We start from the raw sequence: 26,148 nt of genomic DNA, 5'->3' as shown, positions 1-26,148 counted from the left end.
CAACCTCCGAATCACGGGCAAACGAATCGTCGAACGCTCCGGTAATTATCTCGAATCAACCTTGCGAGGTAGGAATTGAATCAAACAATCGTAAATGTAATTTCAAAAATTCCATCGACGAATGCACAAAAAGTCGGCGATTAATTATGTCACACACGCTGTGATATCGTGATAATTAGGCAACATATATGCCAATATGGGCGATGAACGTCTCTATGCGTGAATCGCCGATTGATGTGAACGGTGGGATCATTATGGTGAGGCTCGGGCGGGCCAAGCGGATGCCGGCCCGACGCCTCATGGCAGTCGCACTGCGGCGTCGGGTTTGCAGCTGAAGTGGGAAGAGCGTTCCAAGGATCTCTAAGCATTTGGAGGTCATTGTGGACATCGCGAGGAGTATTCTCCGGAGACCGGCGGCCGGATTTATCGCTGCGACCGGGGCAGCCGCTGCCGATCTGCCCATGACGAAGGCAGCGCCCGCCGAGCATGTCAAAGCCTGCACGCTGACCGGGAAGACCGTCGGCGTCGAGGACGACTGGCTGACGCGCGTCCCTATCGACCGCAGATTCTGAGGCCCTCTCTCCGCCAGTGCGTCGCGTCCGGGCGAGCCGGAGCGTGCGAGCCCCGGGTCAACGCCGAGGCTTCCCCTCCGATCCGGGCATCGCCGTTCAATCGCTCTCCTCTTGCGGCCTTTGACGCATCACCGCATCGCGCTCGCGACGCGCACGCATGGACGATCGGGCCGCCCGCCGGAAGGAACCAACCCATGAGGCCAGTCAATACGCAGGCCATCGAAGATGCGCTCGCCCGCCTTGCGGCGGATCCACGAGGCCGCAAGCTCAGCGCCACGCGCCTTGCCGCAGAAGCCGGCGTCTCCCGGTCCACCATCTACCGCTCGCCGGAGCTGCTGCGACGCTTGCGCAATCTGGACGAGGATCGCATGCACGAGCTGGAGACGCAGGTGGTGGCGCTCAAGGGCCGCATGTCCAATGAACTGCGCAAGCTCTGGACGGAGAACCGGCACATGGCCCAGCGCATTCAGACGCTCAGCCAGCACGTGCAGGACCTGCAGCGCACCATTGCGCGACTCAAGGCGGCGGCCGAGGCCTGACGCCTGACGCCTGACGCCTCCCCTCTCGCGCCGCACCCGGGACGAGGAGCAGCCGACGGAGCGCCTATGCGCCGGCGGCGCCCCTCGAGCTGCTGCCGCAGGGAGCCCCGCACTTGTCCCGTTGCGCCCAGCCACATCCCCGGGCAGCAACAGCGCGGCGACGCAACCAATGTAAATAGAATTTTCTTTCAATCAAGCATCCATTACAAGTAAATCAATTCATATCTCGTTGTGATCTATGAAGTATTCGTGATTTTTGTGCAACAGGCTGATATTAAGCGAAATATCGAGCCTACAACTTGAATTTGCTGGTTGCCGGGCGCGAAGGGGAGATTATGGTCCGGCCCTGGGGGACCAAGCAGCGCGGGGCGGATGCCTCAGCGCGCGATCTCGGATTGTTCCGAGCTCATATAAATGGGAAGAACGTTCCAAGGATCTCTGCGAGTTTGGAGGTCATAGTGAAAATTACTAAGAGTATTCTTCTTGGGTCGGCGGCTGCATTATTGGCCGTGACCGGCGTGCGGGCTGCCGACCTTCCGCTGACGAAGGCCGCGCCGGTCGAGTACGTGAAGGTGTGCTCCGTCCACGGCGTCGGCTTCTTCTACATTCCGGGCACCGATACCTGCATCAAGCTCGGCGGCCGCGCTCAGTTCCAGTACGAGACGGCGCAATACCGGGCCCTGAACGCCGACCGCTCGGTGTTCTTCGGCGCCGGCCGCCTCCAGGTGGACGCGCGGACCTCCACCGCCTGGGGCACGCTGCGCACCTTCATCCGCTTCGACATCGCCAGCCGCACCGGCCAACAGCACGGCTCGACGGCGACCTGGCGCAACTACGGCCCGAACTCGTTCAACTCCACGGGCATCGACACCTACAACCGCGCCAACAAGTACGTCGAGGTCGACAAGGCGTTCATCCAGTTCGCCGGCCTCACCGCCGGTCGCGCCTCGTCGTTCTACGACTTCTACGTCTGGGACATCGAGCTGGCGGGCCTCTCGATCGCCTCGGGCATCAACACCAATCTCCTGGCCTACACCTATCAGTTCGGCAACGGCTTCAGCGCCACCGTGTCGGCGGAAGACCCGTCGTTCCGCCGCAACCCGCTGTTCTCGGTCAATCCGCAGAGCGCCATCCCCGGCGCCAACCTCGGCTTCAGCCAGCCCGCCGTCGGCAACATCGCCACGACGCTCTCGGCGCTGTGCACCAACGGCGGCGTCAACGGCTGCACCTACGGCTCGCCGGTCTACCTGTTCAACACAGCCGGCCAGCGGACGGGCTACGCCTTCGTCGACATCGCCCAGCGCCAGCAGTTGCCCGACTTCGTCGCCAACCTGCGCGTCGACCAGTCTTGGGGCTCGGCCCAGATCTCGGCGGCCGTCCACCAGGTCTCCATCGGTGGCTACAACAACCTCGGCGTCTACAATAACGCAGGGGTCGCGCAAGGCGGCTCCGCCGTTGCGGCGGCCGGCGTCTACCCGCAGCGCCCCGAGGCGGCCTACGGCTACGCGGTCCAGGGCGGCGTCAAGCTCCTGCTGCCGTTCCTGGCGCCGGGCGATGCGCTGTGGCTGCAGGCGGCCTACGCCCGCGGCGCCATGTCCTACACCGGCGTCGACAACCCGCTCGGCTACGAGTCCTCGACCGCCGGCGGCATCGGCGGCGGCGGCCGCTTCAACGCCTACAAGGTCGACGGCTACGTCGATCCCAACAGCGGCGATATCAAGCTGAGCCAGGCTTGGTCGGCGTCCGCAGCCTTCCTGCACTATTGGACGCCGCAGTGGCGTTCGGGCTTCGTCGTCAGCTATGGCGAGCTGCTGTATCCCGGCTCGGCGCGCACCGCCGGCCCGCTCGGCAACCTCTACGCCAACTCGGCCGGCATCGTGACGGCGGCCTCGGCGGCAGCCGGCTCGACCAACATCGCCTTCAAGAGCTTCAACGAGCTGGTGACCTCCGCCAACCTGGTGTGGTCGCCGGTCAAGGATCTCGATATCGGCCTCGAGGTGCTCTACCAGCGCATCGACCCGAAGGGCCGCGTGGTCGACAACAACAAGTACGGCACGCTCACGGGCAAGACCGTCAGCTTCGACGACAACTGGCTGACGCGCTTGCGCATCGACCGCACCTTCTGAGGGCGGCCGTACCAGGAGCGCGTCTCGGCCAGGCACTGCAGCGGGAGGAAGCCCCGGCGACACCGAGGCTTTCGACGGCTTGACGAGCGACGGCGGTCAGCTCATCGCGACCGCCTCAGCTCGCCGCTCGCGCTTCACGGACGGTACGAGAACGACGACGGGCCGAGCTGGGCGGCGAGCAGCGGCTGCGCCAGCTCGATCCAGTCGGCGAGCCGCGGCCGCGTCTCGCGCGGGTGGATGAGGTCGTGCACGGCGAAGCCGTCGGCCTGCCGGAACGGTGATTGCAGCGCGGCGAGTTGCGCCTCGAGCTCGGCGCGCTTGGCGGCCGGATCCTCCGCCTGGGCGATCTCGTGCTTGAAGGCGACGGCGACACCACCTTCGACCGGCAACGCCCCCATCTCGACCGTCGGCCAGGCCAGCACGAAGGCGCCGGGCGCGATGTGGGCATAATTCGCCAGGCCCATGCTCTTGCGCACCCTGACCGTCGCCCACGGCACCGTCGCCAGCGCCACGGTCGCGAGCGCCATGGCGCCGTAGCGCATGGTGGCTGAGCGCTCCGCCTCGGGGCCGATCATGAAGCCCGGCTCGTCGACGAAGGAAATGACGGGCAGGTGGAAGGTCTGGCAGAACTCGACGAAACGCCGCAGCTTCTGGGCGCCGTCGGCGGTGATGGCGCCGCCGAAGTGACGGGTGTCGTTGGCGAAGATGCCGACGGGGTAGCCGGCGAGCCGCGCCAGGCCGACGATCTGCCCCGGCGCAAAGCGCCGCCCCATCTCGAAGAACGAGCCCTGGTCCATGACCGACCGGATGATGGCGCGGGTCTCATAGACGCGGCGCCGATTGGCCGGGATGATCTCGTCGAGCGCCGCGTCCATGCGGCCCGGCGGATCGTCGGCAGGCCCGCGCGGCGGCAGCTCCCAGACGTTCTGCGGCAGGTAGGACAGGAAGGTGCGGATCGTATCGAACGCCGCAGCTTCGTCCTCCACCACGTCGTCGACGACGCCGCTCTTCTCGTGGATGGTCGGACCGCCGAGCTCCTCCTTGCTGACCTGGATGCCGAGCGCGCGCTCCACCAGGGCCGGCCCGCCAATGATGACCTGCGACGTGCGCGTCATGATCGTGTAGTGCGACGACACCAGCCGGCCGGCGGGCAAGCCGGCCACGGTGCCGACGGCGGCGCTGACGACCGGCACGGTCGCGAGCGCCTGGGCGATCGACAGGAAGCGGTGCCGCCCGTGGACCGGCTCGGGCAGGGACGGCGCGGACTTGTCGCTGCCGGCGACGCTGCCCCCCGAGCCCTCGTGAAAGCGGACCAGCGGCACGCGATACTGGATCGCCAGCTCCTCAGTGTAGACGCTCTTGCGCAGGCCGGCGGCATTGGGCGATCCGGCCGCCTGGGTGAAATCCTCGCCCGCGACGACGCAGTTGCGCCCGCCGATACGGCCGAAGCCGACGACGAAATTGCCCGGGGTGAAGGTGGTGCCGCCGCCGGCCGCGGTCTCGGATCGGCCGGCGATCGGCCCGACCTCGCGGAACGATTCAGCGTCGAGGGCGCGCTCGATGCGCTCGCGAATGGTCAAGCGGCCGCGCCCGTGCTGCTTGGCGACCGCGTCCGCGCCGCCCTGGAGCTTGGCTTGCGCACGCCGATGGTCGATCTCGGCGGCCTTGTCCCATTCGCTCACGCGCGCCTCCCTTGGTTGGCGGGCCTCGCCGCGCCGACGACCACGATAGATGCGGGTGCGCCGAAGCCAAGCCGCGCGCGGTCGCCATGCGCCGCCGGCCGACACGGCCGCAAGCGCCCGCCAACCGCTATCGTTCCGTTAAAGAACGGTCAAGAACCGCGGGCCGACATAACCGCCTATGTCCGACGTGGCCGCATTTTGAGGCACTTTGTGGAACATGCCGCCAAAAAGCGGCAGGACCATTGACCTTTGTGGACAAAAATGGAACCTGTAGGAGCGGGGTATTGAGACCTACGCGCGCGACGCCCATCTCGGCGCCATCCGCCGCTCGCCAGGCCAGATGGAGACAACGATGAAGTGGAACACGCTCGAAGAGGAGCAGTGCTCGGTGGCGCGCACGGTCGCAGTGATCGGCGACCGCTGGAGCCTGCTGATCCTGCGCGACTGCTTCCTGCGCGTCAGGCGCTTCGACGACTTCCAGGCCAGGCTCGGGATCACGCGTCATCTGCTCTCGGATCGGCTGAAGAAGTTCGTGCGCTATGGCGTGCTGCGCCGCGTCCCCTACCAGGACAGCCCCAAGCGCTACGAATACATCCTGACGCAGCGCGGCCTCGAGCTTTATCCCGTGATCATGGCCATCGTCCATTGGGGCGACATGCACATGGCGGACGAGCGCGGCCGCCCCTTGCTGCACGAGCACAAGCTGTGCGGCAAGCTGTTCGACCCGGTCATGGTGTGCTCCGAGTGCAACGAGCCGCTCTCGGCCAAGGACGTCCAGGTGCGCCCGGGGCCCGGCTCGACCCCCGAGCGCCACGTGCTGCCGCCGGCACAGCTGCAGCAGGCCGGCTGACGCGGGCCGGCTGACGCGGGCGCTGTGCGCCGAGGGCATTGCTGACCGAATTGAAGATGAGATCCGCGACGGTCCAGCCGCCTCGCCGTCATGGTCGGGCTTGACCCGACCATCCATCAAAGCGAGCAACGTCAGCCCGCCAGGGCTGTCCGAATGCTGTTGTTTTTCAAGTGGATGGATGGCCGGGTCAAGCCCGGCCATGACGCAGGTGCTGATGTCAGCCCGGCGCGCGCGCCCGGAAGATGCCCATGGCCTTCGGGTCCCTGGCCGAGGTGACCGTCGCCATCACCATGTCGGCGACATCGATGCCGCAATGGTTCTCCGGCGTGAAGCTCAGGGTGCCGAGCATGCCCTGGTAGCCCTTGGTGCGGTCGAGCGCAGCTTTCACGCGCTCCACGTCGAAGCTCTTCTCCTGCTCGATGGCCATCTTCAGCAGATAGAGGAAGTCGTAGTAGGGGCTGCCCGCCGCATTGACCTCGCTGCCCTTGGCGTCGGGAAAGGCGAGGATCTTCTTGGCGTAGTCGACCTGCCGCGGCCCGGGGCCCTCGGTGTCGGTCCAGGTCAAGGATTTATACCAAGTGCCGTAGACGTTCTTGAGCGCGTCCGGCGGCACCAGGTCGAGCAGTGATTCCAGGAACAGCGAGGTATGGCCGGTGATCGGCGGGAACCACTTCATCGCGTTCATGGCGTTGAAGATCATGGCCGAGTTCGGGATGTTCGACATCCACATCAGGATGCCGTCGGCGCCGGCCTTGCGCAGGGCCTGGACGTAACCCGACAGGTCCGGCGCGGTGATCGGGAACACCTGCACGTCGACCGGATCGAGCCCGCGCTTCTTCAGCTCCGCCTTGGACACCGGCGTGATCTGCTCGCCGTAGGCGGTGCTCTCCTGGAGGATGCCGATCTTCTTCAGCTTCAGCACGTCGACCAGATAGCTGACGCAGGCGACCGCCTGCTGGTCGGAATTGAAGATCAGCTGGTAGTGGTAGGGATACTTGCTGCCGTTGCCCATGTCGGCGGCGAGCGCATAGGTCGTCTGGATCATCTTGCGCGCCGTCGTGCTGGAGAGCGACGACAGCGCCTGCGACGAGCCGGTCGGGCCGCAGACGAAGTTGATGCCCGCCCCCTGATATTTGAGGATGATGCCGGGCTCCTTGGCGGGAGAGGCCTCATCGTCCTGCTCGTCGCGCACGATCGGCCGGCCCATGATGCCACCCGCCGCATTGATCTCGTCGATGGCGATCATGCCGCCCGCGTAGAGCGGCGCGAACGACGACGCGAGCCGCCCGGTGGTGGGCCGCACCCAACCGAGCTTGAACGGCTCGCCCGCCCCCTGGGCCAGGCCGAGGCTTGGCATAGTGAGGCTTGGCACGGCGAGGCCGCCGCCGAGCACCGCTGCCGCCTGCAGCAGCCCGCGCCGCGACATGTCGCCGTCCGGCCGCACGAGCGGGGCGCCGATATCCTTGGTCATGTCTTCTCCCTCCGTCGGCGCTACCCAGGAGCGGGTGCGCCGTTCTGCTATTCTGGTTGTCGGGCTGATGTCCCAGCGGAAAGCCGCCATGCGTTAGGCGGCGGATGCCCCGATCTTCTCGCGCTTGATGCGGATGCCCGCCGCCTCCCGGTCCCAGGTGTCGGCGGTCACCCCCTCGCTGCGCACGATATGCTTCTGCACCTTCTGCGTCGGCGCCTTCGGCAGGTCGGGCAGCACGCGCACGTAGCGCGGCACCATGAAGTGGGCCATGCGCGGCAGCAGGAAGGCGACCAGCTCGGCCGGATCGAGCTCCGCCCCCTCGGTGAGCGACACCGCCGCCAGCACCTCGTCCTCGGCGAACTCGCTCGGCACGGCGACGACCGCCGCTTCCTTCACCGCCGGGTGCGCGCAGATCTCGGTTTCGACCTCGAAGGACGAGATGTTCTCGCCGCGCCGGCGGATAGCGTCCTTCATCCGGTCGACGAAGAAGAAATCGCCGTTGGCGTCCATGCGGAAAGCATCGCCCGTGTGGAACCAGCCGTTACGCCAGGCTTTCGCTGTCGCCTCCGGGTTCTTGTAGTAGCCGTGGTTCATCGCCCACGGCCGATCGGTGCGGACCAGCAGCTCGCCCACCTCGCCGACCGCCACCTCGCAATCGTTACCGTCGACGACGCGCACGGCGACGCCCGGACGGGGCTTGCCACAGCTCGACAGCGCCGGCGGGTTGCGCTCGGAGACGATCGGGCAGGACGTCTCGGTCATGTTGAAGGTGGTGTAGACGTCGACGCCGAAGCGCTGCGAGAACAGCTCCGCGTCCTCGCACAGCGGCACCATGGTGACCGACTTGAGCCCGTGGCCGCGGTCCTCATCGGACGGCGGCTGCTTCACCAGGAAGGTCGCCATGACGCCGAGCAGCACCGTCGTCGTCACGCCGTGCTCGCGCACCAGACGCCAGAAATCCTGGGTCGAGAACGCGTCGAAGACGGCGACCGAGGCGCCGCGCACCAGCGAGCGATAGACGGCGCCGGTGCCGCCCGCGTGGAACAGTGGCAGGTTGCACATGCCACGGTCGTCAGGCCCGAAGTAGGGCCACGGCTCGGCCGACATGGAATAGAGGTGCAGGTAGCTCGACAGCACCCCTTTCGACGGCCCGGTGGTGCCGGAGGTATAGATGATCGACTGGGTGTCCCACGGCATGATCGGCCGCTCGAGCTCCGGCGGGTCGCTCGCCTCCACCGCGAGCACACCGGCCGGGTGCACGGCGAGCCCCGTCTCGGCCCCGGCCTCGCCGCCGATCACCACGGCCTCTTCCAGCTTGGCGCGGTCGATGGCGCCGAGCCGCCCGAGAAGCTCGGCGTGGGCCACGATCAGCCGGGCGTCGGAATTCTCTACCACGTGCGCCAGGATGCTGCCGCGGTAGGCCAGGTTGACCGGGACGTAGACTGCACCGAGGTAGTTGAGGCCGAACCAGACACGGAAGGCGTCGCGGCCGTTGGGGAGCCACGACAGCACGTGGTCGCCCTGCTTCACGCCGAGCGCGCGAAAGCCGTGGGCCGCCCGCACCGCGACCTCGCGTATCTGACGATAGGTCCACTCGCCGCCGTCGGCGAAACGCACGAAGACCTTGTCCGGCTGCTCGCGGACCCGTCGCTCGAGCACGTCGCGTAGGACGCAGACGTCCGGCGCAGGCACGCGCGGGTCGGTCCACCCCTTCTCCATAGTTTCCTCCTGCTTGTCGTTGTTTCCCGGCGTAGCGCCTTGGGGGGCGGCGCGCGTCCCGGTCAGATCGGGACGATGCTCCTAAATTTCGGCGGCTGGCGGTTGTCGCGCCGGGCCGGCGCCCGGCTCAGGACGGAGATGAGCTGCAGCCGGGTGTCGCGGGGATCGATCACGTCGTCGATGCCGAAGCCGCCGGCCGCCTCCAGCACGCCGATGTCGGCGCGGATCTTGTCGATCAGCTCCTGCCGGCGGGCGGCGGGATCGGGCGCCTTCTCGTAGTCCTGGCGGTAGGCGACGTCGACGGAGCCCTCGATCGACATGGCGCAGATTTCTGCCGTCGGCCAGGCGAAGCTCGCGTCGGCATCGAAGCTGCGGCCGCCGCACATGGCGAAATAGCCGAGGCCGTAGCCCTTGCGCAGCACGATGGAGATGCGGGGCACCGAGGCTTGGCCCAGCTCGAACACCATCTTGGCGCTGTGCCGTCCGAGCACGGTGCGCTCGGCGCCGGAGCCGATCGAGAAGCCGGGCACGTCGATCAGGTAGACCAGCGGCAGGCCGAAGGCGTCGCACACGGCGATGAAGTGAGCCGCCTTGTCGCAGGCGTCGGAGGTGAGCATGCCGCCGAGCCGCATCGGCTGGTTGGCGATGATGCCGACCGACCGGCCATCGAGGCGGGCGAGCGTGGTGACGATGTTCCTGGCGAAGGTGGGCTTGATCTCGAAGCCGCTGCCGGCGTCGACGACGAGGTCGATGACCTTGCGGATGTCGTAGACGCGCCGCGTGTTGGCGGGGACGATGTCGAGCAGCGCCTCGGCCCGGCGCGTCGCCGGGTCGTCGCTCGGCCGGATCGGCAGCGGCTCGCGGGCATTGGAGGGCAGGTAGGAGAGATAGCGCTTCACCGCGTCGAGCGCCGCCGCCTCGCTCTCGACGCCGAGATCGGCGAGGCCGTGGCGGTCGACCTGGGCTTCGGCGCCGCCCAGCTCCTCCAGGCCGATGTCCTCGCCGGTGCCGGCCTTCACCAGCGCCGGACCGGCCAGGCCCATGGTGGAGCGGCCGCGCACCATGACGACGAAATCGGCCATGCCGGCGTAGTTGGTGGGCCCGGCAAAGCCGGCGCCGAGCATGGCCGCGACCATCGGCACCCAGCCGGACATGCGCGCCAGCTCGTGGAAGAAGGGCCCTGCCTTGGCGAAGTGCCGGGAGTTCTGACCGCCCTGGATGCGGTGGCCGCCGCCGTCGAGCAGCATGACCAGCGGCATGCCGTGCTCGCGCGCGATATCGGCGATGCGGCTGGTCTTGGCGCTGCCGATCTCGCCGATGGAGCCGCCGAACACGCTGAAATCCTGGGAGACGATGGCACACCAGCGGCCGTCGACCTTGCCGGTGCCGACGATCACGCCGTCGGCGGGCGCCTTCTTCGCCGCGCCCTCCTTGGGATGGGCGAGGCCGCCGATCTCCTGGAACGTGCCCTCGTCGCAGAGGTAGGCCACCCGCTCGCGCGCGGTCATGTCGGCGCGCTTGCGCTGGCGCTCCAGGGCCGTGCTGCGGCGGGCGTCGGTCAGTGTCGCCTTCGCCTCTTCCACATCGCTCAGAAGGGCACGGGATTCGACCTGCATCGTCACGAGGAGCGTCTCCTTGTCGTCGTGTTGTTGGATCGGCAGGCCGCCGCCGGCCGCCGCCGGCGGCCTTTCGCGGGCCGCCGTCTCACCGCCGGGCCAGCGACCGGCGTGTGAACTCGGCATAGTGGTCGGCGAGCCACGCTGTGCCCTGCCTCTGCCACAGCTCGGTCAGGCGGGGGATCATGAGCGGCGCGCTGACGATCCAGCTCACCGCAGCCCGGGCGTCGGCCACATCAATGCTGCCGTCGGCCTGGCCCGCCTCCACCAGCTTGATGAGACGCCGGCCGAACTGGCGCTGGCGGGCCCGCACGGCCTTGAGGTCGTCCGCATGCAGCGAGTTCATGTCGGTGAGCACGGCGCAGGTGCCAAGGTCCGAGGTGATGCCCTCGACATAAGTGCGCGTGAAGGCGACGACCTTGTCGAGGCCCCGGCCGCTCAACGCCTCGGCCACGTCGAGCGCGTGCTCGGCCAGTTCGAAGCCGATCTCGACGCAGCTCAGCAGCAGATGGTTCTTGTCGCGGAAGTAATAATAGCAGACCGTCTTGGAGATCCCGAGCTTCACCGCGACTTCGTCCAGTGAAACATTGCGGAAGCCGCGCTCGTTGAAGGCCGCTCCCGCCTCGCGCAGGATGAGGCGGCGCTTGAGCGCCTGCTGCTCCGACGACGACTCGAACTCGCCATTCCACCGGGGCCTTGCCTGCGTCACGGGATCCTGCACCTTTCGAGCGCTACCTGGGGGCGGGGTTTCCTGGGTGGATGGATGGCCGGGTCAAGCCCGGCCATGACGAGGCTGGGACCTTGCCGCCCGTCCCTCAAGCGTCATGGCCGGGCTTGACCCGGCCATCCATCTCAAAATCCTAGAGACTCGTCGGCCACGTTGCCAGGCGGTGCTGGCTGATGCCGCCCTGCATGCGGCGCTGGTACACATCGAGCATGCGGATCAGCCACGCCCGCGTCTCGCCGGGGCGGATCACCGCGTGCGCGGCGAAGATGCCGGCGAGCTCGTAGGGCGAGTTGCTGACCACCATCTCGTCCATCAGCTCGCCGTAGCTGGTGTCGCCGGGCTCGGGGCGGCGGTTGTGCACCACGCTCACCGCCACGGCCGGATCGACGAAGCCGACCTCGCCCGTGGTCATCACCGCGACCGCGTCGGCGACGCCGCCGCCCAGGTTGAGATAGGCCTGGCCGTAGCTCTTGCGCACCACGACGGCGAGCTTGGGCACGCTGGCCAGTGCCAGCGCCCGCAGGTTGTTCATGATCGCGCCGGCGACACCGTCGAGCTCGGGCTTGAGGCCGACGAGGAAGCCGGGCGTGTCGGCGAGCAGCACCAGCGGGATGTTGAAGCTGTCGCAGAGCACGATGAACTCGGTCATCTTGTTGCAGGACGGCCCGTCGATGGCGCCGCCCTTGCGCATCGGGTTGCTGGCGATGATGCCGATCGGACGGCCGTCAAGCCGTGCCAGCGACGTCTCGAGCGTGCGGCCGTAGCGCTGCCGGAACGGCATCACCGAGCCCGCGTCGGCCAGCAGCTCGACCAGCTTGCGGCCGTCGTAGATCTTGTGGCGCGCGGTCGGGATGAGCGCGTCGACCTCCTCCGGCGCGTGGGCGCGGGCCGGGCCTTCGGCACGCGGCGGCGTCTCGGCGCTGTTCGACGGCAGATAGGACAGGAAGCGGCGCAACGCCGCGATCGCCTCTGCGTCGGTGTCGGTCACCAGATCGGTCTGGCCCGTCACCTCGGCGTGCACGTCGGAGCCGCCGAGCTCCTCGGGCGTCACCTCCTGGCTCAGCGCCACCGAGACGACCTTAGGGCTGGAGACCGAGAACGTGGCGTCGCGGCGCATGACGGAGAAGTCGGACTGAACCGCGTACCAGGTGCCCATGCCGTAGCACGGCCCGAGCACGGCGCTGACCCAGGGCACGTCGCGCTCGCGGTTGTTGGCCGGCAGCAGCCCGATGCGGCCCATGCCGACGGCGCCCTGGATGTCGGGCATGCGCGCGCCGGCCGACTCGATCAGGAAGGCGCAGGGGATGCCGGCGCGCGAGGCGCTGGACTTGAGGAAGGCGAGCTTGCGGATGTTGGTCACCGACGACGACGCGCCGAGCGTCGTCAGGTCGAAGGAGGCGACCGCCACCTCGCGGCCGTCGACCCGGCCGAAGCCGGTGACGATGCCCTCGGCCGGCGTGCGCTCCTTGTCCTCGTCGCGGGCCGAATGGGCGAACTCGCCGATCTCGCTGAAGCTCTCGGGATCGACCAAAGCGTCGATGCGCTCGCGCGCGTTCATGATGCCGCGCTCGCGCCGGGCGGCGAGCTTGGCTTCGCCGCCCATCGCCCGCACCTTGCGTCGCTTGGCGTCGAGCTCGGCCGCCAGATCGGCTGTCGTCTTACCAGTCATTGCTTTCTGTCGTCCCGATCATGCGGCTTGTCGTGTGGCGGAGGGTCTTGTTCTGAAAGCGTCGCGGTTCACCCCCCACCCTTAATCCCTCCCCACAAGGGGGAGGGAGGAGCCTCGCTTTGCATGCGTGGGGCGGCCAGCCGAACGGCCTCCCCCTTGTGGGGAGGCTGTCCCGACCGAAGGGGAGGGACTGGTGGGGGTGAACCACCGCCACGACACCAGCTGACGAGGCCCTCACGCGGCGGTGCCCTGGGTCAGGCGCTCGCGCTTGAGCACGATGCCGGCCTTCTCGCGGTCCCAGGTGTCGGGCGTGACGCCGTCCGACCGCAGGATGTGCTTCTGCACCTTCTCGGTCGGGGTGCGCGGCAGGTCGTCGATGATGCGGAAGTAGCGCGGCACCATGAAATGGGCGAGCCGGGGCCTCAGGAACTCGACCAGCGCCGGCAGGTCGATGCTGTCGCGGCCAGGCGCCAGGCTGACGATCGCCATCACCTCGTCCTCGCCGAACTCGCTCGGCACCGCCACCACGGCGGCGTCGCGGACGTCCTCGTGGGCGACGATCTCCTTCTCCACCTCGAACGACGAGATGTTCTCGCCGCGCCGGCGGATGGCGTCCTTCATGCGGTCGACGAAGTAGAAGTTGCCCCCCTCGTCGCGGCGGAAGGCATCGCCGGTGTGGAACCAGCCGTTGCGCCAGGCCTTGGCCGTCGCCTCCGGGTTCTTGTGGTAGCCGTGGTTGAGGGCAAACGGCATGTCGGCCCGCAGGATCAGCTCGCCCACCACGCCCGGGGCGACCTCGCAATCGTTCCCGTCGACGACCCGGGCCTCGATGCCCTCGCGGGGCTGGCCGCAGGTGCCCGCCGCCGGCGGATTGGGCCCGCAATGCAGCGGCGACGACGTCTCCGTCATGTTGAAGCCGGTGTAGACCTCGACGCCGAAGCGGGCGGTGAACTCCCGGTGCTGATCAGTGAGCGGGATCATCGACACCTTGGTGAGCGGATGCGTGCGGTCGTCGGGAGATGGCGGCTCCTTCAGCAGGAACGGCGTCATGGCGCCGAGGAGGATGGTGTGGCTGATGCCGAACCGGCGGATCGTGGCCCAGAACTCGCCGGTGCGGAACGCCTCGGTCAGGGCGAAGGAGCCGCCGCGCATCAGGGTCGACCAGATCGGCCCGGCGCCGCCCACGTGGAACATGGGCAGCGTCACCAGCGTGCGGTCCTCCGGCTCCAGGACGCCGCGAGGGATGAATGTCGCCCACATCTGCAGCGCCGAAATGAGCACGCCCTTGGACGGGCCGGTGGTGCCGGACGTGTAGATGATCGACAGCGTGTGCCAGGGCTCGATCTCGCGATGCGGCGGCTCGAGCGCGTCGCCGTTGCCGGCCAGCGCCTCCTGCCCCAGCAGCGTGAGGCCGGGCACCTCGCGGGCTCGGCCGCCGACCACCACGACCGTGCGCAGCTCAGCATGGCTCACATCGGCCAGCCGCTCGACGAGCTGCGCGTCGGCGATCATCAGCCTGGCGCCGGCATTGTCGATGACGTGCGCCAGCAGGCCGCCGCGGTAGCCCGTGTTGATCGGCACGTAGACCGCGCCCAGGTAGTTCAGCGCGAACATGACCTCGAGGCAGGCCGGGCCGTTGGGCAGCCAGACCAGCACGAAGTCGCCCTGCTTGGCCCCGAGCCGCTGCAGTGCCTCGGCGCAGTTGCGCACCCGCGTGCGCAAGTCTCCGTAAGTCCATTGGGCGCCGTCGGGAAACACCGCGAAGACGTGGTCGGGAATCTCCCGCGCCCGCCGGTCGATGAGGTCGCGGATGACGACGTCGTCCCGCGGCGGCATGCGCTTGTCGAGCATGAGCGCCCTCCCCTCAGCTCGCGGCGACGCCGACGGTCTCGTACCGTGGCCGTCCGAACAGGTTGGGCTGGAAGCCGTCGAACTTCTTGCTGACGGCGGTGATGCTGACGTCGAACACCAGCGGCACGAACACCGCCTGCTCGAGCGCGATGCGCTGCACCTTGGACAGCCCGACCTTGCGCTGCTCCTGGGTGGCGCCCATGCGCGATTCCGCCAGCGCCGCCTCCATGCCGGGGATCTCCTGGCGGCCGCCGTTGTAGGGCGAAACTTTGCCGAACAGCGTATAGAGCCCCATCGACGGATCCGGCCGCGAGGTGATGGCGGCGACGAACATGTCGACCTGCCGCTGGAAGAAGAAGGCCGCCGAGGCCTCGGGCACGGAGGCCGTCCGCATCTGCGCCTTGATGCCGACCTTGCGCCACATCTCGCTCAGGAGCTCGCCGCGCTTCACCGCCGCCTGGTCGGAATAGGTGATGCCGGTGAAGGTCACTTCCGGGCTGCCGGCTTCCTTGAGCAGCGCCTTCGCCCGCTCGGGATCGTAGGCGAGGATGTCGCCGAGCGAGCCGTCGTGGGCCCAGAATTCCTTAGGGAACAGCGTCGTCGCCGGCTGGCCGAGGCCGGCCATGGTGAGCTTGTTGAAGATGCTGCGGTCGACGGCGAGGTTGAGCGCCTTGCGCACCCGCAGGTCGTTGAACGGCGGCTTGGAGAAATCCAGGTAGATCATGTGCAGGTAGAGCGACGGTGTCGCGTACACCGCGACCTTGTCGGAGCGGTCGAGGATCACCTTCTGCATCGGCGGCACGCCGACGACGATGTCGTTCTCGCCGGCCACCACCGAGCGCACGCCGGTCGCCACCTCGGGGATCACCTTCATCTCGAGCCGGTCGACCTTGGGAAGGCCCTTGTCCCAGTAGGCGAGGTTGCGCTCGTAGACGACAATGGCGTTGTCGTCCCACTTCACGAACTTCCAGGGGCCGGCGCCCACCGGCGCCCGGTCGATGCTGCCGCCGCCTGCCTTGACGGCCGTGGGCGAAGCTATCATCCCGGCCCGGTCGGACAGGATGAGGGGCAGCGACCGATCCTGGGCCTTGAGCTTGATCGTGACCGTCATCGACCCGCTGGCCTCCACCGCCTCCACCGACGAGAGGTCGACCTTGATGTTGGACTTGGCGTCGCCCAGGGCGCGATCGAGGTTGAACTTGACCGCTTCGGCGTCGAGCGGCGTGCCGTCATGGAAGGTGACGCCGGGCCTGAGCTCCAGCACCAGCGTGGTGTCGTCCTTGTAGGTCCAGGACTGGGCGAGCCCCGGCCGGGCCTCCAGCGTCTTGGGATCCCACTGCACCAGCGTGTCGTAGAGCGGATAGAGGAACTGGTGGTCGCCGCCGCTGCGGCCGGTCACCGGGTCGAGCGTGGACGGGTTGACGTTGGCCGAGACCCGCAGCGCGCTGCCCTGCTGGGCCTGGGCGCGGCCGAAGCCCGGCAGGTCGAAGACGAGCAGGCCGGCCCCGGCGAGGCCGGCGCCGATCAGGCGGCGTCGGTCGATGGCGGGGCCGCGGACGCGCGGATCGGTCATGTTTCCCTCCCTGGTCTGGCCGGATGGCCCGGCCATCTTGTCCTGGTGAGCCGGCGCCTCGGCCGCCCGGATGGACGGCGGCCTCGGTTCCGGCTTGGCGTTTCCCATTCCTTGGCCCGCTTATGGATGCGCGGGCTTACGTTGCTGATTGTTATCTTACGCTGGCGTAAGTCGACGGACGGGACTGTAACATCGGCGGCCGACCTGTAAAGAGATTGATACGGCGGCTGCCGGTGTCCCTCAGGCTCCCCCGGACCGCAGCAGCGCCAGGGTCTTGTCGTCGCCGACGCCGCCGCTGAAGCCGTCGAGGGCGCGCGCGAAGCACGTCTGGCCAGCATCGGCCGCCCGGGCGAACAGGGTCATCGACGAGCGGAACTTCATGTCGTCGGGAGAGCCGAAGATCGCGCGGAGGCAGGCGCCCTCGTGGGCCAGCACCGCGTCCGTGCAGCGGACCAGCCGCGGGCCGAGCACGGGATGGGCAAGATAGGCGCGCGCCTCGGCGAGCGAGCCGATGGCGTAGTGCTGCGCCATCGCCGAATAGCCCAGGCCCTCCAGCTGTGGGAAGATGAACCACATCCAGTGGCTGCGCTTGCGGCCGGCCGTCAGCTCGGCCAGCGCCCTGTCGAACACCGGCGCCTGCGCGGCGACGAACCGCTCGAGATCGAAAGGGTCGGCATCCGCCATGCCACTCTCCGTACGGGCGCACGGCACGAAGGGCGAAAATTTGGATCGGGCCGCTGTCGAAATCCGCCCCGTCCGTGCGCCTTGGAATTGTCGGTGCCGCAATCCGCGGCTCCGCCGAAACGAGAAGAGCCCCACACCATGCAATATATGCTGATGCTGTACGAGAACGAGGCGGTCTACGGCGGCCCGGAGAAGAGCGGGCCGGCGCTCAAGGAGGTCGCCGCCCGCCACTGGGATTTCGTCAAGGAGCTGGGCGCAGCGCGCGTCGCCGGCGCCGGGCTGAAGGGGACGGCCTTCGCCACCACCGTGCGCACCGCGGACGGGCGCCAGGCCCTTCACGATGGGCCGTTTGCCGAGACCAAGGAGCAGCTCGGCGGCTTCTACATCATCGAGGCAGCGGATCTCGATGCGGCCATCGCCATCGCGCGGCGCGTGCCGCTGAGCGCCAACGGCGCCGTCGAGGTCCGGCCGCTGATCCCGCCGCCGGCCGATGCGAGCCGATCGAGCTCGATCTAGGGCGATGGGCGGCGAGGGACCCGAGCGCCCGGCGCTGGAGCGCCGGGAGTTGGAGGCTGTTTTCCGCGAGGCGGGCGGCCGCGTCGTCGCCGCCCTCGCCGCCCGCTTCCGCGATCTCGACCTGGCCGAGGAGGCCTTCGCCGAAGCGTGCGTGCGCGCCTTGGAGGCCTGGCCACGGGACGGCACGCCGCGCGATCCCGCCGCCTGGCTCTACCGCGCCGCCGAGCGCCGGGCGCTCGACGCCTTGCGGCGCCAGCGCACGCGTCAACGCCTGGCACCAGAGCCGCCGCCGCCGGAGCCCACCGCGGAGGACGTCATGAGCGACGACGCCCACATGATCCCCGACGAGCGGCTGCGGCTGATCTTCGTCTGCTGCCATCCGGCCGTCGCCGTCGAGGCCCGGGCCGCGCTGACGCTGCGGCTGGTGTGCGGCCTCGCCACGGGCGAGATCGCCCGGGCCTTCCTGCTGCCGGAGCCGACGCTGGCGCAGCGCCTGGTGCGGGCCAAGCGCAAGATCGCGGAGGCCGGCGTGCCCTTCGAGATCCCCGGGCCGGCGGCCTGGCCGGAGCGACTGCACGCCGTGCTGTCCACCCTCGACGTGGCGTACGCCAAGGCGCACGAGGACGCGGCCGGCGCCGGGCCGCACGCCGGCTACGGGGCGGAGATGCTGCACCTGACGCGCCTGCTCGCCGAGATGCTGCCGGGCGAGCCGGAGGCCTTGGCGCTGGCCGCGACCGTCCGCTATGCCGAAGCGCGCCGTCCGGCCCGGCTCGACGACGGCGGCCTCATGGTTCCCCTGGCGGAGCAGGACCCGCGCCAATGGAACCGCGCGCTGATCGCCGAGGCCGATGCCTATCTGGCGCGCGCCGTCGTCCCCAAGCCGGCAGCATCGCGCGTCGTCCAGGCCACCATCCACGGCCTGTGGTGCGGCCGGCGCAGCCTGGCCGAGCCGCCGCCCTGGGCCGGGGTGCTGGCGCTCTACGACCTCCTGCTCAGCCGCCGCGACGATCCGATCGTGCGCTTGAACCGGGCCGTCGCGCTGGCCGAGATCGGCGGGCCGGCCGCGGCGCTCGGCGAGCTCGAGGCGCTGCCGGCGCAGGGCCTCGACCAGTTCCTGCCCTACCACGCCGTGCGCGCCGACCTCCTGCGCCGCCTCGGCCGTCCGGCGGAGGCGCGGGCGGCCTACGCGGCCGCGCTCGCCCTGGAGCCGGGGCCGGCCGAGCGGCTCTGGCTCACCCGGCGGCGGGACGGCTTGAGCAAAGGCTGAGACCGCTGGCGGCGCAGCCGCGCACCTTGCCCCGCTTGCGGGGAGAAGGAGACCACGCCGCTCGACAGCAGCCGGCGGAGCGATCAAAGTCCGCGGCGTAGCCGGGCCCAGCGGAGACAACCATGAGCGATGCCGGTCACGACCATGACCACCACGACGAGGGCGGCGAGCCTGCGCCGATAGCCCTGCGGGTCAAGGCGCTGGAATCGCTCCTCGTCGAGAAGGGCTATGTCGATCCGGCGGCGCTCGACGCCATCATCGAGCTCTATGAGCAGCGGGTCGGGCCGCGCAACGGTGCCCGCGTCGTCGCCAAGGCCTGGAGCGATCCGGCCTACCGCGACTGGCTGCTCGCCGACGGGACCGCCGCCATCCATTCGCTCGGCTACACCGGGCGCCAGGGCGAGCACCTGGTGGCGGTGGCCAACACCCCCGAGGTGCACAACATGGTCGTCTGCACCTTGTGCTCCTGCTACCCCTGGCCGGTGCTCGGCCTGCCGCCGGTCTGGTACAAGTCGGCGCCCTACCGCTCCCGCGCGGTGATCGAGCCGCGCGCGGTGCTCGCCGACTTCGGCGTGGTGCTGTCGCAGGATACGTCGATCCGCGTCTGGGACTCGACCGCGGAGCTGCGCTACCTCGTCGTCCCGCAGCGGCCGGCCGGCACCGACGGCTGGTCGGAGGAGGCCCTGGCCGAGCTGGTGACGCGCGACTCGATGATCGGCACCGGCCTCGCCCGGGATCCCCAGGGAGCCACGCCATGAACGGCGCGCAGGACATGGGCGGCATGATGGGCTTCGGCCCGGTGACGCCCGAGGACGAGGCGGTGCGCTTCCATGCCGCCTGGGAACGGCGGGCCATGGCGCTGACCGTCGCCGCCGGCGGCTCGGGTCTCTGGAACATCGACACGTCGCGCCACATGCGCGAGAGCCTGCATCCGGCCGACTATCTCGCCTCCAGCTATTACGAGATCTGGACCAAGGGGCTGGAGCGGCTGCTCCTCGCGCATGGACTGGTCACCCCGGAGGAGCTGGCGCAAGGCCACGCGCTCGAGGCGCCCCGCCCGATCCCGCGGGTCCTGTCGGCGGAGGCCGCGCTCGCCGCCATGGCCAAGGGCTCGCCCTACGATCGGCCGGTCGGGGCGCCCGCCCGTTTCGGCGTCGGCGACCATGTCCGCTGCCGCGAGATGAACCCCAAGGGCCACACGCGGCTGCCGCGCTACGCCCGCGGCAAGCGCGGCACCGTCGAGATCGTCCACGGCGGCTACGTGCTGCCGGATGCCCACGCCCACGGCCAGGGGGAGAGTCCGCAGTGGCTCTATTGCGTGCGCTTCGCAGCGCGCGAGCTGTGGGGCGGCGACGCCGACCCGACGCTGACGGTGTCCATCGACGCGTGGGAGAGCTACCTGGAGCCGGCGGCGTCCTGAGGCGCCGTCCTCCGGCCCCGCCGGTGGCATAGCGATTGCCTGCATGACTGCGATCATGGTGCAGTGAGCAGCGGCGCTCCGCTGCGGAACGGCCCGGGATGGGATGGCGGAGCAGACGCGCAAAGACGGCGAGGATGTCATCTGGCCGGTGCCGCTCGCGGCACGGCGCGGTTTGGCCCATCCGGCCTTCGCCTGGTCCGGGTTCACCTCCGCCTTTGCCTCCATTTTGATCGGCACCCGCCTGCAAGCCGAGCTCGGCACGCCGGATGCCCTGCTGGCGTCGGTCCTCGGCAGCTGGCTGCTGTTCATCTACTCGGCGGCGATCGGCTTTGCCGCCGGCCGTTGGGGCCTCAATTCGCAGCTGATGCTGACGGCCGTCTTCGGACGTGCCGGCGCGATCCTGCCGGGCGTGCTGCTCGCGGTCTTGGTGGCGGGCTGGTTCGGCTTCCACGTCATGCTGACGACGGCCGTCCTGGCCGATGCCTCCGGCCTCGTCTCCGCGCCGACGGGCTGGCTGCTGCTGTTCGGGCTGCTGTTCGCCGCGCCGGTGGTCTCCGGCCTCAGCCGCGGCTTCAACGTCACGGCCATCGCCTTCCCGGCCATGATCTTCTTCGCCGTGGCCATTGCGGTTCGCGACATCGGCCCGAGCCTCGGCACCGTCTTCGACGGCCCACTGAGCGGTCCGCTCTCGTTCGGCACCGGCGTCTGCGTCGTCTTCGGCATGTTCGTCGTCAGCGGCACCATGACGGGCGACATCGTCCGCTATTGCCGCACGGGCAACGAAGCCATCCACGCCATGGCGATCGGCTTCATCGTCTCCAATGTGCTCTTCCTGATCCTCGGCGTGCTGATCGGCGCCGCCCACGTGCGGCTGGACGAGCTCTTTGCGCGCCGCGATCCGCTCTCGTTGTTCCTGCTGGGCTTGATCGTGCTGTCGCACTGGACCACCTGCGACGCCTGCCTCGCCAATGCGAGCGTGACCTTGAAGAGCGCCTTTCCGCGCCTGTCCTGGGCGCTCGTCTCCGGCGGCGCGGCCGTCCTCGGCCTCATCCTGGCGCTCACCGGCACCATGAACGACGTCTTCGACTGGACGATTGTCCTGAGCGCCGTCGTCCCGCCGATCGGAGGAATCATCGTCGCCGACTATTACGTGGTGCGCGGCCATATCGGCTTTTCCCGCGCCCGCGACGTCCGCTGCAACGCCGCGGCGCTGGTGGCATTGGCGGCGACGGTGGCGATCGCCCTGGCGATCCGCGCCGATTTCATGGGCGACATGACGCCCCTGGTCGGCGCGCCGATCGCCGGCCTGCTCTATCTGGCCCTGGCGACGCTCGCGCCTCATTCGCTCGGCGCCGGCCTCGGACGCGGCTCGCTCGGCGCGGAAGCCCTCGACTGACGATCGGATGGCCGGCGAACGGACAAAATCCCTCTTCTCCCGGGCGTCCGGCGAGGCACGGACGGGGCTGGTCGCCATCATCCTCGTCTCGTCGCTGGCCTTCCTGCTACTGCAGGCGCGCAAGGACATCCTGAGCAATCTCTCGATCCACGAGGCCCGGCTGGCGCTTCAGTTCGCCACCGTCGCGGCCGACCCGCGCATCGCCGAGATGAAGGCCGTGCTCGACGATCCTGGTCGGGCGCGGACCGAGACCTCGTCGGGCCTGGCGCCTCTGACCGGCCAGGCGACGGTCGCGCTCCGGCTCACCGCCGAGCCGCGCGACCCTACGCTCGCGCTGCTCGGCGTCGACCTCGCCCGGCCGGAGGACACGGGCGGCAAGTTCGTCATCCGCAACGGCAAGCTGTTCGCCGGCATGCGCGACAGCTCGGTGGCGGTGATGACCTCGGCGCCGGTCACGGCGCTCACCGTCGGCTTGTGGAGCAGGCTCACCATCGACATCGGCTGCGTCGTCTTCCTGGGCTCGTTGCTACTGCTCGTGCGCGAGAGCCGGTTGAGCGACTATTCGGTCCGCCGCCTGCTCGAGGCGTCACCGGTGCCGCTGCTGCTGATCGACACCGACGGCCGCTCGCAGTTCGCCAACGCGCCCGCCCGCGAGCTGTTTGCGGGCGACGTGGCCGGCTCCCTCGATGGCCTCCGGGCGCAGTTGCGGCGCCACGACGACCTCTTCCACTGGCTCGTCGACATGCAGGGAGCCGACGAGCAGGCCGAGACGCGCGAGTTCGCGACTGCCGATCCCTCGCGCCCGGTCCGCCACATGCTCGTCTCGCGCCAGTCGGTGCGGATCCGCGCGCGCCGCATGATCATCGCCAGCATCGTCGACATCACCGTCCGCCATGAGGCGGAGACCGCGCTCAGGCGGGCGAAGAACGAGGCCGAGGCCCTCGGGCAGATGAAATCCGAGTCGCTGGCGATGATCAGCCACGAGTTGCGCACGCCGGTGAACGGCGTGCTCGGCCTGGCGCAGCTTCTGGCCAAGCAGCCGCTGCCGGATCCGGCCATGCACGTCGTGCGGCGCATGGTGCAGGCCAGCCGCACGCTCGGCGTGATCATCAACGACATCGTCGATCTGGCGCTCATCGAGATCGGCCATCTGCGCCTGGAGCGCGAGCCGTTCGACCCGCGCGAGACGATCACGGCGGCCGTCTCCCTGGCGAGCGCAGCGGCGCCGGAGAAGGGGCTGGCTGCCCGCGTGTCGATGCTGACGCCGCTGCCGCCGCTGGTCTTCGGCGACCCCGCCCGGCTCCAGCAGATCATCGTCAACCTCGTCGGCAACGGCATCAAGTTCACCGAGGCGGGCAGCATCGAGGTGCGCATCGACGCGGCCCCCGCCGGCGACGAGCGCCTCGAGCTCGCCATCGATGTCATCGACAGCGGCATCGGCATCGCGCCCGAGGTCATCCCGCAGCTCTTCCAGCCGTTCTCGCAGGCGGAGACGGGGCGGGACCGCCGCTACGGCGGCACCGGGCTCGGCCTCGCCATCAGCAAGGGACTGGCCGAGGCCATGGGCGGCACCATCTCGGTCGACAGCGAGGTCGGGCGCGGCTCGGCCTTCCGCGTCCGCCTGCCCTTCGGCCTGTCGGCGGACAGCGACGAGGACGACGCGCCGCCCGTGGCGTCGCGGGTGCTCGTCGTCGATGACGTGGCGCTCAACCGCGACGTGGTCGCCGACCTTCTGCGGGCCGACGGCTGCGAGGTGCGCGCCGTCGCCTCGGCCGCCGAAGCGCTCCAGGCGCTGGAGGACGCGCGTTTCGACCTGGTGCTGATGGATATCCGCATGCCCGGCGTCGACGGGCTGGCGGCGACGCGCATGATCCGGGCCGACCGTGGACCGCGCCGGCACCAGGGCCCGATCCTCGGCCTCACCGCCTCCCCATCCCTCTCCGACCGGCCGCTCTACCTGCTGCGGGGCATCGACGGCATCATCGAGAAGCCGGTCGAGGCCGGCAAGCTGCGGGCGGCGCTGCGGCGGCGTCCGGACCCCGACATTGGGATGCCCGAGCCGCGGCGCTTCGCCCATCTGCGCGAAAAGCTCGGCCAGGTTCGCGCCCGCCGCATCATGACGTCGTTCGTCGACGTGGCCGATGACGCCGTCGAGGCTATCGCCGAGGCCTGCTCGCGCCTGGATACCTCCGACATCGCTGACCATGCGCACCGCCTCGCCGGCGCAGCCTCCAACGCGGGCTTCGACGCCCTGGCGGCGGCGGCGGAGGAGCTGGAGACCGTCACCCCCTCCGCGAGCCTAGCCGCCATCTCCGATGCCGCGCTGCGCGTCGTCGAGGCGCATCGACAGGCGCTACGCTTCGCCCGCGCATTCCTCGATCAGGCGGAAGCGCCCGACCAAGTCGTCGAGCCCGCGCCGATCGAATGATCGTAAGTCGAGAGACTATTGTCCAAATAGGTGGATCGCCGGGTCGAACCCATCACCTTCGACAAGTCGATCTTCGTCGTGGGACGCCGCGAGACGGCGACTCAGGCCGAGAACAGATAGCCGACGCCGTGCACCGTCGTGATCAGGCTCGGCTGCTCGGGATTGGCTTCGAGCTTGCGACGCAGCCGGCGCACCAGCGTATCGATGGTGCGATCGAACGGATCCCAACGCCGATGGCTCGCCGCGGCGATCAGGCGCTCGCGCGACATCACCTGGCCGGCATTGCGGACGAAGACGCTGAGCAGGTCGAACTCCGCGGTGGTCAGGCTCACCGGCTGGCCGCCGTCGTCCGTCACCGCTCGGCGGCCCATGTCGATCGTGTAGCGAGCGAAGTGCAGCGTCTGCGTCGGACTGGCGAGGCGGCTGTGACCGACGCGGCGCAGGAGATTGCGCACACGCGGCAGCAATTCGCGCTCGTCGATCGGCTTGGCGATGTAGTCGTCGGCGCCATATTCGAGGCCGAGGATGCGGTCGACCTTGTCGTTGCGCCCGGTGATCAGGATGATGCCGAGCTCGGACTTCTCGCGGAGCGACCGCGTCAGGGTCAGTCCGTCGATGCCGGGCAGGCGGATGTCGAGGAGCACGAGGTCGAGCGGCTCCGCCCGCATCATGCGCTCGAGCCCCATGGCATCCGCGGCGCAGCGCACGTGATAACCTTCCTCTTCCAGGAAACCTGCGAGCGTCTCCCGGATCGAGGCATCGTCGTCGACGATGCCGAGCCGGCAATCTGTCCAGCGCTGCTGCACCCGGCCCGCCTCCTGTTCACAAAATTCTACAAGATTATCCCGCCGGTTCAAGGGCCGGCGCGGACTCGTTCACATGCGGGCGGCAAGCTCAGGGGCAAGCAATGCCGCCCTCGGCCTACGGCGCCGAGGGGGAAGCCGGGGCTAACGCGATGCATGTTGTCTTGTCTGCGGCCAGCGCCGGTCGGGCGCCGGCCCGCCGGGGTCGATGAGCGACGATGGCTTATCGTGCAGTCCTGCAGCGTATCGCCGGCGCGATCCCCAGCCTGATCGGCGTCGTCATCGTCACCTTCCTGCTGTCGCGCGCGCTGCCCGGTGATCCTGCCGCCTATTTCGCCGGGCCTGCCGCCAACGCGGCGTCGGTCCAGCAGGTGCGCGAAAGCCTCGGTCTCGACAAGAGCTGGCCCGAGCAGTTCTGGCGCTACCTGAGCGATCTGGCCCATGGCAGCCTCGGCCACTCGCTGACGACGGGCCAGTCGGTGGTCGCCGACCTCGTCCAGCGCCTGCCCGCCTCCATGGAACTGACGTTCTGCGCCCTCATCTTCGCGATCGTCGTCGCCGTGCCGCTCGGCGTGCTGGCCGCGGCGCGACCGGACTCCCTCGTCGACCACCTGTGCCGCGCGCTGGTGACGATGGGCGCGGCCTTCCCGACATTCTTCGTCGCGCTGCTGTTCGTCTACGTCTTCTACTATGTCCTGGGCTGGGCACCGCAGCCAGTCGGCAGGCTCGATGAGATCTACTATACTTTTCCAAAAGAAGTGACCGGCTTTCTGCTGATCGACACGCTCGTCGCCGGCGATGTCGCCGCCTTCCGCGGCGCGCTCGCCCAGCTCATCCTGCCCTCCGTATCCCTCGGCCTGTTCGCCCTGGCGCCGATCGCCCGGATGACGCGGGCCGCCATGCTGGCCGCGCTCGGCTCCGATTTCGTGCGCACGGCCCGGGCCAACGGCCTGTCCGGCGGCACGGTGCTGTTCACCTACGCCTTCCGCAATGCGCTGCTCGCCGTGGTCAACACCCTGGGCATGGTCTTCTCCTTCCTGCTCGGCTCGAACGTGCTGATCGAGCAGGTGTTCGGCTGGCCGGGCGTCGGCTCCTATGCCGTCGGCGCCGTCATCGCCTCCGACTACGCCAGCGTGCAGGGCTTCGTGCTGCTGATGGCGGTCGCCTACGTGCTGCTCAATCTCGTGGTCGATCTGGTCGCCGGCCTGATCGATCCGCGCGTACGCTTCGGAGGCTAGA

20 protein-coding genes are annotated in these 26,148 nt (G+C 69.1%); 10 read left to right on the top strand and 10 right to left on the bottom strand.

Annotated elements, in window-relative coordinates:
• Positions 1-766: 766 nt before the first annotated feature.
• Both ACZ5PO_RS14845 and ACZ5PO_RS14840 read left to right on the top strand, forming a co-directional pair.
• Positions 767-1,111, top strand: coding sequence for a hypothetical protein (locus ACZ5PO_RS14845; RefSeq protein WP_464194717.1), 345 nt, complete (start codon positions 767-769; stop codon positions 1,109-1,111).
• Positions 1,112-1,620: 509 nt separating this feature from the next.
• The gene (locus ACZ5PO_RS14840; RefSeq protein ID WP_464194715.1) at positions 1,621-3,237 is read left to right on the top strand and encodes a porin; all 1,617 of its coding nucleotides are present in this window, start codon (positions 1,621-1,623) and stop codon (positions 3,235-3,237) included.
• 134 nt (positions 3,238-3,371) lie between these two features.
• On the opposite strand, the gene ACZ5PO_RS14835 is transcribed toward ACZ5PO_RS14840, so the two are convergent.
• Complete coding sequence (locus ACZ5PO_RS14835; RefSeq protein ID WP_464194713.1) at positions 3,372-4,919, bottom strand: acyl-CoA carboxylase subunit beta; 1,548 nt, start codon at positions 4,917-4,919, stop codon at positions 3,372-3,374.
• A 352-nt stretch (positions 4,920-5,271) separates the two neighbouring features.
• Here ACZ5PO_RS14835 and ACZ5PO_RS14830 point away from each other — a divergent pair, with 352 nt between their 5' ends.
• Positions 5,272-5,769 carry a winged helix-turn-helix transcriptional regulator gene (locus tag ACZ5PO_RS14830; RefSeq protein WP_464194711.1) on the top strand — a complete coding sequence of 166 codons (498 nt, stop codon included), beginning with the start codon at positions 5,272-5,274 and terminating at the stop codon, positions 5,767-5,769.
• Positions 5,770-5,986: 217 nt separating this feature from the next.
• On the opposite strand, the gene ACZ5PO_RS14825 is transcribed toward ACZ5PO_RS14830, so the two are convergent.
• From ACZ5PO_RS14825 to ACZ5PO_RS14790, 8 genes are all read right to left on the bottom strand, one after another.
• Positions 5,987-7,240: an ABC transporter substrate-binding protein gene (locus tag ACZ5PO_RS14825; protein ID WP_464194709.1), complete on the bottom strand. Its 1,254-nt coding sequence runs from the start codon at positions 7,238-7,240 to the stop codon at positions 5,987-5,989.
• Positions 7,241-7,333: 93 nt separating this feature from the next.
• Positions 7,334-8,959, bottom strand: a complete 1,626-nt coding sequence (locus ACZ5PO_RS14820; RefSeq protein WP_464194707.1) for an AMP-binding protein — start codon at positions 8,957-8,959, stop codon at positions 7,334-7,336.
• 62 nt (positions 8,960-9,021) lie between these two features.
• The gene (locus ACZ5PO_RS14815) at positions 9,022-10,575 is read right to left on the bottom strand and encodes an acyl-CoA carboxylase subunit beta (RefSeq protein WP_464196844.1); all 1,554 of its coding nucleotides are present in this window, start codon (positions 10,573-10,575) and stop codon (positions 9,022-9,024) included.
• A gap of 88 nt (positions 10,576-10,663) precedes the next feature.
• Positions 10,664-11,284, bottom strand: coding sequence for a TetR/AcrR family transcriptional regulator (locus ACZ5PO_RS14810; protein WP_464194705.1), 621 nt, complete (start codon positions 11,282-11,284; stop codon positions 10,664-10,666).
• A gap of 151 nt (positions 11,285-11,435) precedes the next feature.
• The gene (locus ACZ5PO_RS14805) at positions 11,436-12,971 is read right to left on the bottom strand and encodes an acyl-CoA carboxylase subunit beta (RefSeq protein ID WP_464194703.1); all 1,536 of its coding nucleotides are present in this window, start codon (positions 12,969-12,971) and stop codon (positions 11,436-11,438) included.
• A 234-nt stretch (positions 12,972-13,205) separates the two neighbouring features.
• A complete protein-coding gene (locus ACZ5PO_RS14800; RefSeq protein WP_464194701.1) occupies positions 13,206-14,822 on the bottom strand; it encodes an AMP-binding protein in 1,617 nt (538 codons plus the stop codon).
• A 13-nt stretch (positions 14,823-14,835) separates the two neighbouring features.
• Positions 14,836-16,395 carry an ABC transporter substrate-binding protein gene (locus ACZ5PO_RS14795; protein WP_464194699.1) on the bottom strand — a complete coding sequence of 520 codons (1,560 nt, stop codon included), beginning with the start codon at positions 16,393-16,395 and terminating at the stop codon, positions 14,836-14,838.
• A gap of 240 nt (positions 16,396-16,635) precedes the next feature.
• On the bottom strand, positions 16,636-17,079 hold the full coding sequence (locus ACZ5PO_RS14790; protein ID WP_464194697.1) for a DUF1810 domain-containing protein: 444 nt from the start codon (positions 17,077-17,079) through the stop codon (positions 16,636-16,638).
• 138 nt (positions 17,080-17,217) lie between these two features.
• Here ACZ5PO_RS14790 and ACZ5PO_RS14785 point away from each other — a divergent pair, with 138 nt between their 5' ends.
• The 6 genes from ACZ5PO_RS14785 (at position 17,218) to ACZ5PO_RS14760 (ending at position 24,106) form a co-directional block, all read left to right on the top strand.
• The gene (locus ACZ5PO_RS14785) at positions 17,218-17,595 is read left to right on the top strand and encodes a YciI family protein (RefSeq protein WP_464194695.1); all 378 of its coding nucleotides are present in this window, start codon (positions 17,218-17,220) and stop codon (positions 17,593-17,595) included.
• A 4-nt stretch (positions 17,596-17,599) separates the two neighbouring features.
• On the top strand, positions 17,600-18,862 hold the full coding sequence (locus ACZ5PO_RS14780) for an RNA polymerase sigma factor (RefSeq protein WP_464194693.1): 1,263 nt from the start codon (positions 17,600-17,602) through the stop codon (positions 18,860-18,862).
• Positions 18,863-18,984: 122 nt separating this feature from the next.
• Positions 18,985-19,620, top strand: coding sequence for a nitrile hydratase subunit alpha (gene nthA / locus ACZ5PO_RS14775; protein ID WP_464194691.1), 636 nt, complete (start codon positions 18,985-18,987; stop codon positions 19,618-19,620).
• Positions 19,617-20,282: a nitrile hydratase subunit beta gene (nthB, locus tag ACZ5PO_RS14770; protein ID WP_464194689.1), complete on the top strand. Its 666-nt coding sequence runs from the start codon at positions 19,617-19,619 to the stop codon at positions 20,280-20,282. The genes nthA and nthB overlap by 4 nt, the downstream gene beginning before the upstream one ends.
• A gap of 103 nt (positions 20,283-20,385) precedes the next feature.
• On the top strand, positions 20,386-21,678 hold the full coding sequence (locus ACZ5PO_RS14765; protein ID WP_464194687.1) for a purine-cytosine permease family protein: 1,293 nt from the start codon (positions 20,386-20,388) through the stop codon (positions 21,676-21,678).
• A gap of 7 nt (positions 21,679-21,685) precedes the next feature.
• Positions 21,686-24,106, top strand: coding sequence for an ATP-binding protein (locus ACZ5PO_RS14760; protein ID WP_464194685.1), 2,421 nt, complete (start codon positions 21,686-21,688; stop codon positions 24,104-24,106).
• Positions 24,107-24,207: 101 nt separating this feature from the next.
• On the opposite strand, the gene ACZ5PO_RS14755 is transcribed toward ACZ5PO_RS14760, so the two are convergent.
• The gene (locus ACZ5PO_RS14755) at positions 24,208-24,912 is read right to left on the bottom strand and encodes a response regulator (RefSeq protein ID WP_464194683.1); all 705 of its coding nucleotides are present in this window, start codon (positions 24,910-24,912) and stop codon (positions 24,208-24,210) included.
• Between the two features lie 215 nt (positions 24,913-25,127).
• Between ACZ5PO_RS14755 and ACZ5PO_RS14750 the strand changes: the two genes are divergently transcribed.
• Entirely contained in the window at positions 25,128-26,147 is a 1,020-nt protein-coding gene (locus ACZ5PO_RS14750; RefSeq protein ID WP_464194681.1) for an ABC transporter permease, read from the top strand.
• Position 26,148: the final 1 nt, after the last annotated feature.

This window comes from Chelatococcus sp. KU-N122 (assembly GCF_055391085.1).
This window is presented reverse-complemented; position numbering and strand designations above follow the sequence as displayed.

Coding starts and splice junctions, on each gene's coding strand:
- ACZ5PO_RS14845 (WP_464194717.1), top strand. CDS start 767: ATGAGGCCAGTCAATACGCAGGCCATCGAAGATGCGCTCGCCCGCCTT.
- ACZ5PO_RS14830 (WP_464194711.1), top strand. CDS start 5,272: ATGAAGTGGAACACGCTCGAAGAGGAGCAGTGCTCGGTGGCGCGCACG.
- ACZ5PO_RS14825 (WP_464194709.1), bottom strand. CDS start 7,240: ATGACCAAGGATATCGGCGCCCCGCTCGTGCGGCCGGACGGCGACATG.
- ACZ5PO_RS14820 (WP_464194707.1), bottom strand. CDS start 8,959: ATGGAGAAGGGGTGGACCGACCCGCGCGTGCCTGCGCCGGACGTCTGC.
- ACZ5PO_RS14815 (WP_464196844.1), bottom strand. CDS start 10,575: ATGCAGGTCGAATCCCGTGCCCTTCTGAGCGATGTGGAAGAGGCGAAG.
- ACZ5PO_RS14805 (WP_464194703.1), bottom strand. CDS start 12,971: ATGACTGGTAAGACGACAGCCGATCTGGCGGCCGAGCTCGACGCCAAG.
- ACZ5PO_RS14800 (WP_464194701.1), bottom strand. CDS start 14,822: ATGCTCGACAAGCGCATGCCGCCGCGGGACGACGTCGTCATCCGCGAC.
- ACZ5PO_RS14795 (WP_464194699.1), bottom strand. CDS start 16,395: ATGACCGATCCGCGCGTCCGCGGCCCCGCCATCGACCGACGCCGCCTG.
- ACZ5PO_RS14790 (WP_464194697.1), bottom strand. CDS start 17,079: ATGGCGGATGCCGACCCTTTCGATCTCGAGCGGTTCGTCGCCGCGCAG.
- ACZ5PO_RS14785 (WP_464194695.1), top strand. CDS start 17,218: ATGCAATATATGCTGATGCTGTACGAGAACGAGGCGGTCTACGGCGGC.
- ACZ5PO_RS14780 (WP_464194693.1), top strand. CDS start 17,600: ATGGGCGGCGAGGGACCCGAGCGCCCGGCGCTGGAGCGCCGGGAGTTG.
- nthA (WP_464194691.1), top strand. CDS start 18,985: ATGAGCGATGCCGGTCACGACCATGACCACCACGACGAGGGCGGCGAG.
- nthB (WP_464194689.1), top strand. CDS start 19,617: ATGAACGGCGCGCAGGACATGGGCGGCATGATGGGCTTCGGCCCGGTG.
- ACZ5PO_RS14765 (WP_464194687.1), top strand. CDS start 20,386: ATGGCGGAGCAGACGCGCAAAGACGGCGAGGATGTCATCTGGCCGGTG.
- ACZ5PO_RS14760 (WP_464194685.1), top strand. CDS start 21,686: ATGGCCGGCGAACGGACAAAATCCCTCTTCTCCCGGGCGTCCGGCGAG.
- ACZ5PO_RS14750 (WP_464194681.1), top strand. CDS start 25,128: ATGGCTTATCGTGCAGTCCTGCAGCGTATCGCCGGCGCGATCCCCAGC.